At 69.1% G+C, this 15727-nt stretch carries 13 protein-coding genes and 1 pseudogene; 6 read left to right on the top strand and 8 right to left on the bottom strand.

From position 1 onward, the window contains the following. Window positions 1–58: 58 nt before the first annotated feature. A complete protein-coding gene (gene ppdK / locus ABCR94_RS07865; RefSeq protein ID WP_347118340.1) occupies window positions 59–2776 on the bottom strand; it encodes a pyruvate, phosphate dikinase in 2718 nt (905 codons plus the stop codon). Between the two features lie 410 nt (window positions 2777–3186). Further along, window positions 3187–4314 (bottom strand): tRNA dihydrouridine synthase DusB, encoded by a 1128-nt coding sequence (gene dusB, locus ABCR94_RS07860; protein WP_347118338.1) that lies wholly within the window; start codon window positions 4312–4314, stop codon window positions 3187–3189. Window positions 4315–4386: 72 nt separating this feature from the next. Between dusB and ABCR94_RS07855 the strand changes: the two genes are divergently transcribed. Continuing rightward, complete coding sequence (locus ABCR94_RS07855) at window positions 4387–5898, top strand: MFS transporter (protein ID WP_347118337.1); 1512 nt, start codon at window positions 4387–4389, stop codon at window positions 5896–5898. Between the two features lie 39 nt (window positions 5899–5937). On the opposite strand, the gene ABCR94_RS07850 is transcribed toward ABCR94_RS07855, so the two are convergent. The 3 genes from ABCR94_RS07850 to ABCR94_RS07840 form a co-directional block, all read right to left on the bottom strand. Further along, on the bottom strand, window positions 5938–6198 hold the full coding sequence (locus tag ABCR94_RS07850; protein ID WP_347118336.1) for a DUF6243 family protein: 261 nt from the start codon (window positions 6196–6198) through the stop codon (window positions 5938–5940). A gap of 234 nt (window positions 6199–6432) precedes the next feature. Continuing rightward, window positions 6433–6645 carry a hypothetical protein gene (locus ABCR94_RS07845; protein WP_347118335.1) on the bottom strand — a complete coding sequence of 71 codons (213 nt, stop codon included), beginning with the start codon at window positions 6643–6645 and terminating at the stop codon, window positions 6433–6435. 107 nt (window positions 6646–6752) lie between these two features. Continuing rightward, a complete protein-coding gene (locus ABCR94_RS07840) occupies window positions 6753–8138 on the bottom strand; it encodes a glycine--tRNA ligase (protein WP_347118334.1) in 1386 nt (461 codons plus the stop codon). Between the two features lie 224 nt (window positions 8139–8362). On the opposite strand from ABCR94_RS07840, the gene ABCR94_RS07835 reads away from it, so the two are divergent. The 4 genes and pseudogenes from ABCR94_RS07835 to ABCR94_RS07820 all read left to right on the top strand — a co-directional run bounded on the left by ABCR94_RS07835 (window position 8363) and on the right by ABCR94_RS07820 (window position 11587). Then, window positions 8363–9328: a metal ABC transporter substrate-binding protein gene (locus ABCR94_RS07835; RefSeq protein ID WP_347118499.1), complete on the top strand. Its 966-nt coding sequence runs from the start codon at window positions 8363–8365 to the stop codon at window positions 9326–9328. Between the two features lie 50 nt (window positions 9329–9378). After that, window positions 9379–10149 (top strand): annotated as a pseudogene (locus tag ABCR94_RS07830) (metal ABC transporter ATP-binding protein); the annotation flags it as partial. A gap of 5 nt (window positions 10150–10154) precedes the next feature. Next, window positions 10155–11084, top strand: coding sequence for a metal ABC transporter permease (locus ABCR94_RS07825; RefSeq protein ID WP_347118333.1), 930 nt, complete (start codon window positions 10155–10157; stop codon window positions 11082–11084). Window positions 11085–11110: 26 nt separating this feature from the next. Continuing rightward, window positions 11111–11587 carry a Fur family transcriptional regulator gene (locus ABCR94_RS07820; RefSeq protein WP_347118332.1) on the top strand — a complete coding sequence of 159 codons (477 nt, stop codon included), beginning with the start codon at window positions 11111–11113 and terminating at the stop codon, window positions 11585–11587. Between the two features lie 66 nt (window positions 11588–11653). Here ABCR94_RS07820 and ABCR94_RS07815 read toward each other — a convergent pair whose 3' ends face one another. Both ABCR94_RS07815 and recO read right to left on the bottom strand, forming a co-directional pair. After that, window positions 11654–12520 (bottom strand): isoprenyl transferase, encoded by an 867-nt coding sequence (locus ABCR94_RS07815; protein WP_347118331.1) that lies wholly within the window; start codon window positions 12518–12520, stop codon window positions 11654–11656. 53 nt (window positions 12521–12573) lie between these two features. Then, window positions 12574–13320 carry a DNA repair protein RecO gene (gene recO / locus ABCR94_RS07810; protein ID WP_347118330.1) on the bottom strand — a complete coding sequence of 249 codons (747 nt, stop codon included), beginning with the start codon at window positions 13318–13320 and terminating at the stop codon, window positions 12574–12576. Between the two features lie 245 nt (window positions 13321–13565). On the opposite strand from recO, the gene ABCR94_RS07805 reads away from it, so the two are divergent. Continuing rightward, window positions 13566–14945, top strand: coding sequence for an FAD-dependent oxidoreductase (locus tag ABCR94_RS07805; RefSeq protein ID WP_347118329.1), 1380 nt, complete (start codon window positions 13566–13568; stop codon window positions 14943–14945). Between the two features lie 16 nt (window positions 14946–14961). On the opposite strand, the gene ABCR94_RS07800 is transcribed toward ABCR94_RS07805, so the two are convergent. Continuing rightward, on the bottom strand, window positions 14962–15657 hold the full coding sequence (locus ABCR94_RS07800) for a TerB family tellurite resistance protein (protein ID WP_347118327.1): 696 nt from the start codon (window positions 15655–15657) through the stop codon (window positions 14962–14964). Window positions 15658–15727: the final 70 nt, after the last annotated feature.

Genomic DNA, 15727 nt, shown 5'->3' with positions numbered 1-15727 from the left:
GCCGATCAGGCCCGGCCCGGCCGGTGGACCCGGCCGGTTCGCCCGGCCGGCGTCGCGGCTAGCGCGAGTCGCTGGCCGAGGCCTGCGCCGCCGCGCGGCCGGCCTCCAGGCGGGCCACCGGAATCCGGAACGGCGAGCAGGACACGTAGTCCAGGCCCACCTCGTGGAAGAAGTGCACCGACTCCGGGTCGCCGCCGTGCTCACCGCACACGCCGAGCTTGAGGTCGGGGCGCGTGGCACGGCCCGCCTCGCAGGCGGAGCGGACGAGCGCGCCCACACCGTCGCGGTCGATGGTCTCGAACGGGGAGACCCCGAAGATGCCCTTCTCCAGGTACGCCGTGAAGAAGCTCGCCTCGACGTCGTCGCGGGAGAAGCCCCAGACGGTCTGGGTGAGGTCGTTCGTACCGAAGGAGAAGAACTCGGCGGCCTCGGCGATCTGGCCCGCCGTCAGCGCGGCGCGCGGCAGCTCGATCATCGTGCCGATGGTCAGCTTCAGCTTGGTGCCGGTGGCGGCCTCGACCTCGGCGATGACCAGGACGGCCTCGTCGCGGACGATCTCCAGCTCCTGGACGGTGCCGACGAGCGGAATCATGATCTCGGCGCGCGGGTCGCCCTTGGCGTTCTTGCGCTGCGCGACGGCCTCGGCGATGGCGCGTACCTGCATCGCGAACAGGCCGGGGATGACCAGACCGAGGCGTACACCGCGCAGGCCGAGCATCGGGTTCTGCTCGTGCAGCTTGTGCACGGCCTGCAGGAGGCGCAGGTCGTTCTCGTTGGCGTCCTTGCGGGACTCCGCGAGGGCGACACGCACCGACAGCTCGGTGATGTCCGGCAGGAACTCGTGCAGCGGCGGGTCAAGGAGCCGCACGGTCACGGGCAGGCCGTCCATCGCCTCGAACAGCTCGATGAAGTCGGCCTTCTGGAGCGGCAGCAGCGTGGCGAGCGCCGCCTCACGCTCGTCGTCGGTGTCCGCGAGGATCAGCTTCTCGACCATCTCGCGGCGCTCACCGAGGAACATGTGCTCGGTGCGGCACAGGCCGATGCCCTGCGCCCCGAAGCGCCGCGCCCGCAGGGCGTCCTCGGCGTTGTCGGCGTTGGCGCGCACCCGCAGCCGGCGCACCCGGTCGGCGTACGCCATGATCCGGTGCACGGCGGCGACCAGTTCATTGGCGTCGTCGGCGCCGGCGTGCATGCGGCCCTCGAAGTACTCGACGACCGGGGACGGTACGACGGGTACCTCGCCGAGGTACACCTTGCCGGTGGAGCCGTCGATCGATACGACATCGCCCTCTTCGATGACAATGCCGCCAGGCGCAGTCATCCGGCGGCGCTTGGTGTCGACTTCGAGCTCCTCGGCGCCGCAGACACAGGTCTTGCCCATGCCGCGGGCGACGACGGCGGCGTGCGAGGTCTTGCCGCCGCGGGAGGTCAGGATGCCCTCGGCGGCGATCATGCCGTTGAGGTCGTCGGGGTTGGTCTCACGGCGGATGAGGATGACCTTCTCGCCGGAGCGCGACCACTTGACCGCGGTGTACGAGTCGAAGACGGCCTTGCCCACGGCCGCGCCCGGCGACGCCGCGATGCCACGGCCGAGCTTCTCGGTTTTCGCCTCGTCGTCGAAGCGCGGGAACATCAACTGCGCGAGCTGCGCCCCGTTGACGCGCTGGAGCGCCTCGGCCTCATCGATCAGGCCCTGGTCGACGAGCTGCGTGGCGATGCGGAACGCGGCGCCGGCGGTGCGCTTGCCGACGCGGGTCTGGAGCATCCACAGCTGGCCGCGCTCGATGGTGAACTCGATGTCGCAGAGATCCTTGTAGTGGGTCTCCAGCGTCTCCATGATCTGCATGAGCTGGTCGTACGACGTCTTGTCGATGCCTTCGAGGTCGGCGAGCGGCACCGTGTTGCGGATTCCGGCGACGACGTCCTCGCCCTGCGCGTTCTGCAGGTAGTCGCCGTAGACGCCCTGGTGGCCGCTGGCCGGGTCCCGGGTGAAGGCGACGCCGGTGCCGGAGTCGGGGCCGAGGTTGCCGAAGACCATCGAGCAGATGTTGACGGCCGTGCCGAGGTCGCCGGGGATGCGCTCCTGGCGGCGGTAGAGCTTGGCGCGGTCGGTGTTCCACGAGTCGAATACCGCGTTTATGGCGAGGTCCATCTGCTCGCGCGGGTCCTGCGGGAAGTCGCGTCCGGCCCGGTCGGAGACGATCTTCTTGAAGCGCTTGACGAGCTTCTTGAGGTCGGCCGCTTCGAGGTCGGTGTCGAACACGACCTTCTTGGCCTGCTTGGCCTCCTCCAGCGCTTCCTCGAAGAGGTCGCCATCAACGCCGAGCACGGTCTTGCCGAACATCTGGATGAGGCGGCGGTAGGAGTCCCACGCAAAGCGCTCGTCGCCGCCGACCTGCTTGGCGAGCCCGGTGACGGACTTGTCGGAGAGCCCGATGTTCAGGACGGTGTCCATCATGCCGGGCATGGAGAACTTGGCGCCCGAGCGGACGGAGACGAGCAGCGGGTCGTCGGCCTGGCCGAGCTTCTTGCCCATCTTCTGCTCAAGGGCTTCGAGGTACGCGCTGACTTCGGCCCGCAGTGCCTCCGGCGCCTCGCCGCTGGCGAGGTAGACCTTGCACGCCTCGGTGGTGATGGTGAAGCCCGGAGGGACGGGCAGCCCGAGGTTGGTCATCTCGGCGAGGTTCGCACCCTTGCCGCCGAGCAGGTCTTTGAGGTTCTTGTTGCCCTCGGTGAAGTCGTAGACGAACTTCGGGAGATCTTTATTTTCCGACACGGGTCTCGACTCCTCGAGGACGCGGTGGCTGCCCTGACGGCGAGGAACATACCCAGATCGAAGGTGTCTGGGTACGTCCACTTGACCGTCATACGGTCTTAACCACTCGTCCGCCAGTAGATCGAAAGTGATCGCACTCCGGAGCCCACCCCCGACATGCGTTCAAGAGTTGTAGATGTAATGACCGAAAGCAGCGAAATGGCCGCTCACATCAACCCGGAGTCACTGTTGCGTACGGAAAACGAAGGAAAACAGGGTGGCACCCAGTGCCACCTTTTGAGAGGTGGACCCCCGCACCAATCGCTCATCTGAGCGACACCCCTATCAGGCGTGGCGAGAATCACGTCCCGATCCGGGCTCGGATCTCACCATCCAGACCCCCGCGTGGACGTTTTGTCCCCTCCGGGCTCTCAGCCTCCGGAAGTGTCCAGCTCCGCGTCCGCGCTCAGGCCCGAGCAGTCGTACGGATCCTTCAGCCAGCCGTCCGGCAGGACCACCCGGCCATTGCCCGACGTACGCCCGCGCGGCCCGTCGGCGCCCTCGGGCCATGCCTGGTCGAGATCCAGCTCGCTCAGGTGAGCGTCCATTTCGGCCAGGGATGAGGAGATCGCGAGCTTCCTGCGCATCTCCGAGCCCACCGAGAAGCCCTTGAGGTACCAGGCGACGTGCTTACGGAAGTCAATGACCCCACGCGTCTCGTCCCCGATCCACTCCCCCAGCAGCTCCGCGTGCCGCCGCATGACCGTGGCGACCTCGCGCAGCGGCGGAGTGGCGTACCCGTCCGTGCCCTCGAACCCGGCCACCAGGTCCCCGAACAGCCACGGCCGCCCCAGGCACCCACGGCCCACGACGACGCCGTCACAGCCCGTCTCGCGCATCATCCGCAGGGCGTCGTCGGCCGACCAGATGTCGCCGTTGCCCAGGACCGGGATCTCGGGCACGTGCTCCTTGAGCCGCGCGATGGCGTCCCAGTCGGCCGTGCCGCCGTAGTGCTGGGCCGCGGTCCTGCCGTGCAGGGCGACGGCCGTCACGCCCTCCTCGACCGCGATGCGCCCGGCGTCGAGGTAGGTGAGGTGCTCGTCGTTGATGCCCTTGCGCATCTTCATGGTCACGGGCAGCGCGCCCGCGTTCGACACGGCCTCGTTCAGGATCGCCCGCAGCAGCGGCCGTTTGAAGGGGAGCGCGGAGCCGCCGCCCTTGCGGGTCACCTTGGGCACCGGGCAGCCGAAGTTCAGGTCGATGTGGTCGGCCAGGTCCTCGTCCACGATCATGCGGACGGCCTTGCCGACGGTGACCGGGTCCACGCCGTACAGCTGCATCGAGCGCGGGCGCTCGGTGTCGTCGAAGCGGATCAGCTGCATGGTCTTCTCGTTGCGCTCGACCAGCGCCCGCGTCGTGATCATCTCGCTGACGAACAGGCCCTTGCCGCCGGAGAACTCCCTGCACAGGGTCCGGAACGGCGCATTGGTGATGCCCGCCATGGGAGCGAGCACCACGGGCGGCTGCACCACGTGCGGACCGATCTGCAACTGCGTCATCAGGGAGGTACCTCGTACGTGAAGGACAGGATGGAGCATCCATTGTCCCGCACCGGAGGTAGCGTCGAAATCATGCCCGAGCCCAGTCCCCGGCGGCGGCTGCTCGTGCTGGCGATCTGCTGCATGAGTCTGCTGATCGTCAGCCTCGACAACACGATCCTCAATGTCGCCCTGCCCTCCATGCGCGAGGAGCTCGACGCGAGCGTCGCCGGGATGCAGTGGACGATCGACGCGTACACCCTCGTCCTCGCCTCCCTGCTGATGCTTGCGGGCTCCACCGCCGACCGGATCGGGCGCCGCAAGGTCTTCGTGGCCGGTCTTGTCGTCTTCACTCTGGGCTCGCTGCTGTGCTCGCTCGCGCCGAACCTCGAAGCGCTCGTCGCCTTCCGGATGGTGCAGGCCGTCGGCGGGTCCATGCTCAACCCCGTCGCGATGTCGATCATCACCAACACCTTCACCGACCCGCGTGAGCGCGCCCGCGCCATCGGGGTGTGGGGCGGGGTCGTCGGAATCTCGATGGCCGCGGGGCCGCTGATCGGCGGGCTCCTGGTGGACACCGTGGGCTGGCGGTCCATCTTCTGGGTCAATCTGCCGGTGGGCATCGCCGCGCTGCTGCTGACCCTGCGGTACGTGCCCGAGTCGCGCGCCCCGAAGCCGCGCCGGCCCGACCCGGTCGGCCAGCTGCTGATCATGACGCTGCTCGGCTCGCTGACGTACGCGATCATCGAGGCGCCCTCGGCCGGCTGGACTTCGCCGCTGATCCTGTCCTTCGCGGCCCTGGCCGCGGCCTCGCTCGTGGGGCTGCTGGTGTACGAGCCCAGGCGGCCCGAGCCGCTGATCGACCTGCGGTTCTTCCACAGCGCGCCGTTCAGCGGGGCGACGGTGATCGCGGTGTGCGCGTTCGCTGCGCTCGGCGGCTTCCTGTTCCTGAACACCCTCTACCTCCAGGACGTACGGGGACTCTCCGCCCTCCACGCCGGCCTGTACATGCTCCCCATGGCGGCGCTGACCTTCGTCTGCGCGCCGCTCTCGGGGCGGCTGGTGGGCACTCGCGGGCCACGGCTCCCGTTGCTGGTGGCGGGCGTCGCGATGGCGGCCAGCGGGGTGCTGTTCGCGGCGTTCGAGGCGGAGACGTCCACTCCGCTGCTGTTCACCGGGTACGTCCTCTTCGGCCTGGGCTTCGGCATGGTGAACGCGCCGATCACCAATACCGCCGTCTCCGGAATGCCACAGGCCCAGGCGGGCGTCGCGGCGGCCGTCGCCTCCACCAGCCGGCAGATCGGCCAGACGCTGGGCGTCGCCGTGATCGGCGCGGTGCTGGCTGCGGGGGTGCACGGCAGCCGGTACGAGGACGGCTTCGTGGCGGCGAGCAGGCCCGCCTGGTGGATCATCGCCGGCTGCGGGCTCTGCGTACTCCTGGTCGGGGCACTGACCAGCGGCCGATGGGCCCGGGAGTCGGCCGGGCGCACGGCGGAACGGCTCGGGGAGCCGGTCGTGAACCGGGCCCCCGCACGGGCGGACGAACCGGCGCGTGACGAACCGGCGCGTACGGACAAAAGTGTGGGCCCGGACCACCTGAGGTGATCCGGGCCCACCGGGTCCTGATGTGAAGCGGGGCAGGCGTCAGGCCTTCTTGGGCTTGTCAGCCTTCTCGGCCTTCTCGGCCTTCTTGCCCGGCGCCGGCTCGTCCTGCGCCGTCGCCTCGCTGTTCTCCTCCTGGGTGGCGGCGGCGCGCTCGCGCATCTTGCGCACCAGCTCGTCCTTCTGGCTTGCGGCGCCCCGGCGGTCGGCGTTGCGCGTGGGGCCGTTGTCAGCGACTTCGGAGCGGGACATCCTCTTGCGCTGTCCGCCTACGCCGAGCAGGTTGTTGCGGCTCTTTGCCACGGGTTCTCCCGGAAATGTTGAGAATGAGAAGTGATCTGCGGAATCGTCTGGTGGGGGGCGGAGGTGGAGTCCGCCGCGCTCTCACTCGTAGATCTGGAAGAACATGCACGCAAGTTTACCGGGCCGTACGGGGCCCGACATCCATTTTTCCCTCCGGCACCCGGCGCACTCGGGTCCCGGACCCGTCGGCCCGGGTCGCGTGACCCGTGGGCCCAGCTCCCCGAGCCCGCCCGCTCAGCTCCCGGCGCCCCCCGGGTCGACCGTCGCCTGATGGGCCTCGGTGAGGTGCTCCTCGGCCTTGAGCCAGGGCAGGAACTGCGCCCCTTTGCGCCAGCCGCACGTGTCGCAGGTGAGCATCCGCTGCATTCCGGCCCGCTGGACGCGGACCACGTGCTCACGGCCGTGCTGATCCCATCTGCTCACTTTGCTGGCGGTGGTCGACGGCATCGTGCCTCCCTGGAACGCCTCCGGATCGCGTGCGCTCAGTGTGCACGAAGCCCCCGGTCCGAAAATCGGAACCGGGGGCCCAGTCGGTGCCCGTGACGCCTACGGCATCAGCAGCCGAGGAGACGGCCGCCGAGGTAGGACTGGATCTGGTCCAGCGAGACGCGCTCCTGCTTCATGGTGTCGCGGTCGCGCACCGTCACCGCGTTGTCGTCGAGGGTGTCGAAGTCGACGGTGACGCAGAACGGCGTACCGATCTCGTCCTGGCGACGGTAGCGGCGGCCGATGGCGCCGGCATCGTCGAACTCGATGTTCCAGTTCTTGCGCAGATCGGTCGCCAGGCCCTTGGCCTTCGGCGACAGGTCCGGGTTGCGCGACAGCGGTAGCACCGCGACCTTGACCGGCGCCAGGCGCGGGTCGAGGCGCATCACGGTGCGCTTCTCCATGACGCCCTTGGCGTTGGGCGCCTCGTCCTCGATGTACGCGTCGAGCATGAAGGCAAGCATGGCGCGGTTGACGCCGGCCGCCGGCTCGATGACGTACGGAGTCCAGCGCTCGCCGGCCTCCTGGTCGAAGAACGACAGGTCCTGGCCGGAGGCCTTGGAGTGCGCCTTGAGGTCGAAGTCGGTGCGGTTGGCCACGCCTTCGAGCTCGGAGAACTCATTGCCGCCGAAGTTGAAGCGGTACTCGATGTCGGCGGTGCGCTTCGAGTAGTGGGACAACTTGTCCGCAGGGTGCTCGAACCACCGCATGTTCTCCTCGCGGAGACCGAGCTCGCGGTACCAGCTCCAGCGCTGCTCCATCCAGTATTCCTGCCACTGCTCGTCCTCGCCCGGCTTGACGAAGAACTCCATCTCCATCTGCTCGAACTCACGCGTGCGGAAGATGAAGTTGCCCGGAGTGATCTCGTTCCGGAAGGACTTGCCCATCTGCGCGATGCCGAACGGCGGCTTCTTGCGCGAAGTCTGCTGCACCTGGGCGAAGTTGGTAAAAATACCCTGCGCGGTCTCGGGCCGCAGGAACGCCCGCGAGCCGGTGTCCTGCGTCGGGCCGAGGTGCGTCTCCAGCATGCCGGAGAACTGCTTGGGCTCGGTGAACTGGCCCTTGGTGCCGCAGTTCGGGCAGTTGATGTCGGCCAGGCCGTTTTCCGGGGCGCGGCCGTTGTGCTTGGCCTCGTACGCCTCGGTCAAGTGATCCGCGCGGTGCCGCTTATGACAGGCGGTGCACTCGGTCAGCGGGTCGGAGAACGTCGCGAGGTGACCGGACGCCTCCCACACCTCGGGGGCCAGGATCACCGAGGAGTCGAGACCGACCACGTCCTCGCGTGCGATGACCATGGAGCGCCACCACTGACGCTTGATGTTTTCCTTCAGTTCGACACCCAGCGGTCCGTAGTCCCAGGCGGCCTTGGAGCCGCCGTAGATCTCACTGCAGGGGTAGACGAAGCCACGGCGCTTGCTCAGGCTGACGATGGTGTCGATCTTGTCGGCGGCCACGGTGCTCTCTTCATTACGACGACGACGAACGGCGAATGCTTCAGATTACCGGCGGCCGTACCCCCCGGATCAAATCGGTACCTGACAGAGACTCGGCAGAGGGCGGGCGGGGACCCGGCGGGGGTCCGCCGGAGGGTCGGAAGTGGCACCGGCAGTGGCACCGGGAGCGGGATCACACCTCGCATTGTTGACAATCGTTTCCACTTTTGTTGAAAATGAGTGTCATGAACGTAAGACGACGCCTGATACCCACCACCGCTGCCGCCGGAGCGCTCGCGCTCGGTCTGATGACCCTCAGCGCCTGCTCCTCCTCCAACGCCGCCGACAAGAACAGCAACGGCAAGCTCGACGTGGTGGCGTCGTTCTACCCCATGCAGTTCCTGGCCGAGCAGATAGGCGGCGAGCACGTCGCCGTATCGACCCTGACCAAGCCCGGCGTGGAACCGCACGACCTGGAGCTCAGCCCGAAGCAGGCCGCGCGGCTCGGCGAGGCGGACTTCATCGTCTACCTCAAGGGCCTGCAGCCCGCCGTCGACGAGGCCGTCGAGCAGTCCGGCGTGAAGAACACCACCGACGCCGCCGCCCTCACCCACCTCGAAGAGCACGGCACCGAGGTCGGCCACGACGAGCACGCCGAGGAAGAAGAGGGGCACGACCACGGCGAGGCCGCGGGCGACCCCCACATCTGGCTGGACCCGGTGAAGTACGCCGAGGTCGCCAAGGGCGTCGGCAAGGCCCTGGAGAAGGCCGACCCGGACAACGCGGCGGCGTACAAGAAGAACACCAAGACCCTGACCGGCAAGCTCGACGGCTTGAACACGAAGTTCGAGAACGGCTTGAAGAACACCACGACCAAGACGTTCATCACCACGCACTCCGCCTTCGGCTACCTCGCCGAGCGCTACGGCCTGGAGCAGGAGGGCATCAGCGGCCTCGACCCCGACTCCGAGCCCAGCCCCGCCCGCATGAAGGACCTCCAGAAGATCGCCAAGCAGGAGAAGGTCTCCACGGTCTTCTTCGAGACCCTCGTCAGCGACAAGACCGCCAAGACCCTGGCCGGCGACACCGGTCTGAAGACCGACGTCCTGGACCCGCTGGAGGGAATTACGGACCGGTCGAAGGGCGCTGACTACCTCGCGGTCATGGAGTCCAACCTCGCCGCGCTGCAGAAGGCCCTCGGCGCGAAGTGACCCCCGCAATCCCCGCAGCATCGGACCCGTCAGCATCGGAGGCGCGCGCCATGAAGGCCACCAAGCCCGAGCCCGTCATTTCCCTCTCCGCGGCGTCGGCCACGCTCGGTTCGCGCCCGGTGCTGCGCGGGATCGACCTCACCGTGCACCGCGGTGAGGTCGTCGCGCTGCTCGGCGCCAACGGCTCGGGCAAGTCGACGGCCGTGCGTGCGGCCATCGGCCTGGTGCCGCTCACCGGCGGCAGCATCGACCTGTTCGGTACGCCGCTGCGGCGCTTCCGCGCGTGGGCGCGCATCGGTTACGTACCGCAGCGCACCACCGCGGCGAGCGGCGTCCCCGCGACGGTCCACGAGGTGGTCTCGTCGGGCCGCCTCTCCCGTACGAAGCTGCGCTGGCCCTCGAAGGCCGACCGCGCCGCCGTGCGCCGCGCCATCGAGCTCGTCGGGCTCGCCGACCGGGCCAAGGACTCCGTGAACGCCCTCTCCGGCGGCCAGCACCAGCGCGTCCTCATCGCGCGGGCTCTCGCATCCGAGCCGGATCTGCTGATCATGGACGAGCCGATGGCGGGCGTGGACCTGGCCAGCCAGGAAATCCTCGCCGAAACGCTGCGGGACCAGGTCGCCGCCGGGACGACCGTGCTGCTCGTCCTGCATGAACTCGGCCCGCTGGAGCCGCTGATCGACCGCGCGGTGGTGCTGCGCGACGGCTGCGTCACCCACGACGGACCGCCCCCCAAGGCCCTGGGCCAGCACGCGCTGCCGGGCCACGACCACGTACACCCCCATGCGGCTTCCGAGCCCGTCCGGACGGGACTGCTGACCAGATCATGGAGATCTTCGAAACAGCCTTCATGCAGCGGGCGCTGCTCGCCGCCGTCCTGGTCGGCATCACGGCCCCCGCCGTCGGCATCTACCTGGTGCAGCGCCGCCAGGCACTGATGGGCGACGGCATCGGCCATGTCGCGATGACCGGCGTCGGCCTGGGCTTCCTGCTGAACAGCAACCCGGTGTGGATGGCCACGCTCGTGTCGATCGTCGGCGCCGTCGCGATGGAACTGATCCGCTGGTACGGGCGCCTGCGCGGCGACCTGGCGCTGGCCATGCTCTTCTACGGCGGCATGGCGGGCGGTGTGCTGCTGATCAATCTGGCGCCGACCGGCTCCAACGCCAATCTTTCCTCGTACCTCTTCGGCTCGCTCGCGACGGTCTCGGACGCGGACGTCATCGCGATCTGCGCGCTGGCCGCCTTTGTGATGCTGGTCACGCTCGGGCTGCGGCGCCATCTCTTCGCGGTCAGCCAGGACGAGGAGTTCGCCCGGGTCACCGGGCTGCCGGTGCGGGTGCTCAACCTGCTGATCGCCGTGACGGCGGCGGTCACCGTCACCGTCGCGATGCGCGTCGTCGGGCTGTTGCTGGTCAGCGCGCTGATGGTGGTGCCGGTGGCAGCGGCGCAGCAGATCTCGCGGAGCTTCCTGGTGACGTTCGTGCTGGCGGTGGCCATCGGTACGGCCGTGACACTGGCCGGGACGGTGACCTCGTACGAGTACGACGTGCCGCCCGGCGCGACCATCGTGCTGCTGGCCATCGGTGTCTTCGTCGCACTGACCGCGCTGGCCACACCACTCGCGAGACGACGGGCACGGGTCCTGCGGGCGACGCGCCCGCAGGACACAGCCGAGTGCGGTGTCGAGGCGGTGGACGCGCGGCCGACGGGCCTGCCCGCCGCGCGTCGGCCCGCGGACGGCACCCTGGTCTGACCGGGAGCCCGGGGCGACCTGACAGAATGGCCCGACATACGTACGGGCGACCAGAGGAGGCACCTGTGACGACTGCGGGAACCCCATCCCCGGTGCGTGGCCGGTCCACCCGGCAGCGGGCCGCCGTAGCGGCCGCGCTCGACGAGGTGGACGAGTTTCGCAGCGCGCAGGATCTTCACGACATGCTCAAGCACCGGGGTGACTCGGTGGGGCTGACGACGGTCTACCGCACCCTGCAGTCCCTCGCCGACGCGGGCGAGGTGGATGTGCTGCGCACCAGCGAGGGCGAGGCGGTGTACCGGCGCTGCTCGACCGGCGACCACCATCACCACCTGGTGTGCCGGATGTGCGGCAAGGCGGTCGAGGTCGAGGGACCTGCCGTCGAGTCGTGGGCGGAGCAGATCGCCGCCCAGCACGGCTATGTGAGCGTCGCCCACACGGTGGAGATCTTCGGGACCTGCGCGGAGTGCGCGGCGGCCCCTTCCGGCACCCGGGAGTCCTGAGAGTCCCTGTCGGGTCCCGGCCGAGGGGCGGGGTCTCCCCCACCCCTCACCACGAGCCTCCGCCCGTCAGGCGGAGGCTTCGTCGTTGCCCGAGCCATCCTTGCCCGCGGAGCCGTTGCTGTCCGCCGAACCGGCGTTGGGCAGCGCGCCGCCGAACCTGCGGTCGCGGGAGGCGAATTCGTGGCAGGCGTCCCACAGGTTGCGGCGGTCGAAGTCCGGCCACAGGACGTCCTGGAAGACCATCTCGGCGTACGCGCTCTGCCAGATCAGGTAGTTGGACGTGCGCTGCTCGCCGCTCGGGCGGACAAACAGGTCGACGTCCGGCATGTCCGGGTAGTAGAGGTACTTCGCGAGGGTCTTCTCATTGACCTTCGACGGGTCGAGCTTGCCCGCCTTCACATCCACCGCCATGGCCGCCGCCGCGTCCGCGATCTCCGCGCGCCCGCCGTAGTTGACGCAGAAGTACAGCGTCATCGCGTCGTTGTCCTTGGTCTGCTCCTGGGCGACCTGGAGCTCCTCGACGACGGACTTCCACAGCTTGGGCATGCGGCCAGTCCAGCGGATGCGGATGCCGAGCTCGTCCATCTCGTCGCGGCGGCGGCGGATGACATCGCGGTTGAAGTTCATCAGGAAGCGCACCTCGTCGGGCGAGCGCTTCCAGTTCTCGGTGGAGAACGCGTACAGCGAGAGGTTCTTGACGCCCATCTCGATGCAGCCCTTGAGCACGTCCATGACGACGCCCTCGCCGACCTTGTGGCCCTCGGTGCGCGGCAGCCCGCGCTCCTTGGCCCAGCGGCCGTTGCCGTCCATCACGATCGCCACGTGCTCGGGGACCAGCTCACTCTGGATCCGGGGAGGCCGCGCGCCGGAGGGGTGCGGCTCCGGTGTCTTGTAGTCGCGCCGGTTTCGGCCCAGAATCCCGCGTCGTGCCATGAGCTTTCGTCTCCTCTTCCTCGGACCGACCGGCTCTCTCGGGCCGGCAGGTCCTACTTCTCCACGTACCGCAGCGAGCGCAGTCCGCGCTCCAAGTGCCAGTGCAGATAGGCCGACACCAGCCCGCTGCCCTCCCGGACATGCCGCGGCTCGCAGCTGTCCGCAGTCACCCAGTCCCCGGTGAGCAGCGCGCTGAGCAGGCCGACGGCCTCCGCCGAGGGTACGACGCTTCCGGGCACCCGGCAGTCGCCGCAGATGACGCCGCCCGCCGCGACCGAGAAGAACCGGTTCGGCCCGTCGAGGCCGCATCGCGCGCAGTCCACGAAGCTGGGCGCGTAGCCGTTGACGGCGAGCGAGCGCAGCAGGAAGGCGTCCAGGATGAGGTTGGGCGCGTGCTCGCCGCGGGAGAGGGTGCGCAGGGCGCCGACCAGCAGCAGATACTGCTGCACGGCCGGCTCGCCCTCATGGTCGGTGAACCGCTCGGCGGTCTCCAGCATCGCGGTGCCGGCGGTGTAGCGGGTGTAGTCCGTGACGATTCCGCTGCCGTAAGGAGCGATGATCTCGCCCTGGGTGCACAGCGGCAGTCCGCGTCCGACGAGCTCGCTGCCGCGCGAGAAGAACTGCACGTCGACGTGGGAGAAGGGTTCGAGGCGGGCCCCGAATTTGGACTTCGTACGCCGCACTCCGCGGGCGACGGCGCGCACCCGCCCGTGGCCGCGGGTCAGGAGCGTGATGATGCGGTCCGCCTCACCCAGCTTCTGAGTCCGCAGCACGATGCCGTCGTCGCGGTACAGGCTCATGAAGTTCATTGTCCCGTACGCCTGTGAGCCGCCGGACGCGCAGGGGGAAGCGGCCTTTCCGACCCATAGATCATCTTTATGGGGGCATAGCCGTAAGACGGGTACCGGGCTGAGGGTAGCCTTGCCAAAGTTGCGGATGAGACAGCGCTGTCGCCGTATCTGTTGCATCCGAGGCGCCCGATCACCGTGCCTCGCCCGCCGGCACCTGCCCCCGGTGGGACCCGATCGTTCGAAGGGAACCGCCCATGCCCCGCCCCCTGCGGGTCGCGATCGTCGGTGCCGGCCCCGCCGGGATCTACGCCGCCGACGCACTGCTGAAGTCCGATGCCGCAACCGAGCCCGGTGTCTCCATCGACCTCTTCGAGCGGATGCCGGCGCCCTTCGGGCTGATCCGGTACGGCGTCGCGCCCGACCACCCTCGCATCAAGGGCATCGTCACCGCCCTCCACCAGGTCCTCAGCAAGCCGCAGATACGGCTCTTCGGAAATGTCGACTACCCGTCCGACATCAGCCTCGACGACCTGCACGAGTTCTACGACGCGGTGATCTTCTCCACCGGCGCGGACGCGGACCGGGCGCTGGACATCCCCGGCATCGAACTGGCGGGCTCCCACGGGGCCGCGGACTTCGTGTCCTGGTACGACGGCCACCCGGACGTGCCGCGCAGCTGGCCGCTGGAGGCCGAGAAGGTCGCGGTGCTCGGCGTCGGCAACGTCGCCCTGGACGTGGCCCGCATCCTGGCGAAGACCGCCGAGGAGCTGCTGCCGACCGAGATCCCGCCGAACGTCCACGCGGGGCTGGTCGCCAACAAGGCCCTGGAGGTCCACGTCTTCGGGCGGCGCGGCCCCGCGCAGGCCAAGTTCAGCCCGCTGGAACTGCGCGAGCTCGACCACTCCCCGAACATCGAAGTCATCGTGAACCCCGAGGACATCGACTACGACGACGGCTCCATCGCCACCCGCCGGGCCAACAAGCAGGCCAACATGGTCGCCTCCACGCTGGAGAACTGGGCGATCCGCGACGTGGGCGAGCGCCCGCACAAGCTGTTCCTGCACTTCTTCGAGTCCCCCACCGAGATCGTCGGCAAGGACGGCCGGGTCGTGGGACTGCGCACCGAGCGCACCCGGCTCGACGGCACGGGCAACGTCAAGGGCACCGGCGAGATGCGCACCTGGGACGTGCAGTCCGTGTACCGGGCGGTCGGCTACCTCTCCGAGGAGCTGCCCAAGCTGCCGTTCGACTTCCTCACCGGCACCGTCCCGCACGAGGGCGGCCGGGTCGTTGAGGGCGGCGAGCACCTGAAGTCGACGTACGTCACCGGCTGGATCAAGCGCGGCCCGGTCGGCCTCATCGGCCACACCAAGGGCGACGCCAACGAAACGGTCGCCAACCTGCTCGACGACCACACCAACAGCCGCCTGGGCACCCCCGCCACCCCGGACACCGACGCCGTGGTGGGCTTCCTGGAGGCCAAGGGCGTCCCGTACACGACCTGGGAGGGCTGGGGCCGCCTGGACAGCGCGGAGAAGGCCCTGGGGGCGCCTGAGGGCCGCGAGCGCGTGAAGATCGTCGAGCGTGCGGCGATGGTCAGGGCCAGCCGGGAGCACGACACCGTCCAGGACTAGGACGGGCTAGGACGGGCTAGGACGGAGTGCGCGCCGCCGCGAGCAGTCGGGCCGTGTCGTCCTGGCAGATCAGCAGCGCGCCGCCGACGATCGTCAGCACCTCGCGCTCGGACGGGCTGTACGGGCCGTCGGCCAGGGCGATTCTGGCGCCCTGGAGCAGGATGGCCTCGCGGCCGGCCGGAGCGAGGTGCGGGGCGAGCGGTTCGAGTGCTTCGTGCAGCTCGATGGCGAGCGCGGCGCCGCAGGGCTCGGACGTCCCCTCGTACGAGCCGGGGAGGCGTCCGGTGTCGGCGGCCAGGGCCTCGATGAGGGTGGTGAGCTGGTCCTCGGTGCAGTCTTCGTATCCGGCGGCGCGGACCGCCGTGACAGCCGTTCTGCGGACCGTACGGGACTCGGTGCCGCCCGCGGCCAGGACGGCGAGGGCGACCGTGTGGACGGCGTCGCGGAGCATCGCGGAGAAGCGCACGGTGGTGGGGTGGTCGAGGGTGTCGGTGCCGAAGTGGTTCTGGCAGGCGGCGCATTCGACGACCGGTCCCGCGTAGCCGCGCGGCAGCAGCGGGATGCCGAGCACGGCGAAACGGCGACGGCCGGTGCGGCGGCGGAAGTTGCGGTCGCCACCACAATCGGGACAGAAGAACTCACCGTCACCGACAGTGGTCCAAGCGGTGCGAACGCCCCACACGCTCAGTTTTCGGCCATGGGCTGGCAGCACGTCGCACCTCCGTAACGCTCCGGCAACACTGCCGCATTGACGTGATGTTAGCCACACCAGTGATGCGGCG

This window comes from Streptomyces changchenzhani (genome assembly GCF_039766235.1).
Taxonomy (GTDB): domain Bacteria; phylum Actinomycetota; class Actinomycetes; order Streptomycetales; family Streptomycetaceae; genus Streptomyces.
The sequence above is the reverse complement of the archived record's forward strand: the minus strand, read 5'-3'. Positions and strand labels throughout refer to the sequence as shown.

Excerpts from the sequence above, each read along its gene's own strand:
- ABCR94_RS07805 (WP_347118329.1), top strand. The coding sequence starts at position 13,566 with ATGCCCCGCCCCCTGCGGGTCGCGATCGTCGGTGCCGGCCCCGCCGGG.
- ABCR94_RS07815 (WP_347118331.1), bottom strand. The coding sequence starts at position 12,520 with ATGGCACGACGCGGGATTCTGGGCCGAAACCGGCGCGACTACAAGACA.
- ABCR94_RS07820 (WP_347118332.1), top strand. The coding sequence starts at position 11,111 with ATGGCCCGACATACGTACGGGCGACCAGAGGAGGCACCTGTGACGACT.
- ABCR94_RS07855 (WP_347118337.1), top strand. The coding sequence starts at position 4,387 with ATGCCCGAGCCCAGTCCCCGGCGGCGGCTGCTCGTGCTGGCGATCTGC.
- ABCR94_RS07825 (WP_347118333.1), top strand. The coding sequence starts at position 10,155 with ATGGAGATCTTCGAAACAGCCTTCATGCAGCGGGCGCTGCTCGCCGCC.
- recO (WP_347118330.1), bottom strand. The coding sequence starts at position 13,320 with ATGAGCCTGTACCGCGACGACGGCATCGTGCTGCGGACTCAGAAGCTG.
- dusB (WP_347118338.1), bottom strand. The coding sequence starts at position 4,314 with ATGACGCAGTTGCAGATCGGTCCGCACGTGGTGCAGCCGCCCGTGGTG.
- ABCR94_RS07845 (WP_347118335.1), bottom strand. The coding sequence starts at position 6,645 with ATGCCGTCGACCACCGCCAGCAAAGTGAGCAGATGGGATCAGCACGGC.
- ABCR94_RS07835 (WP_347118499.1), top strand. The coding sequence starts at position 8,363 with ATGAACGTAAGACGACGCCTGATACCCACCACCGCTGCCGCCGGAGCG.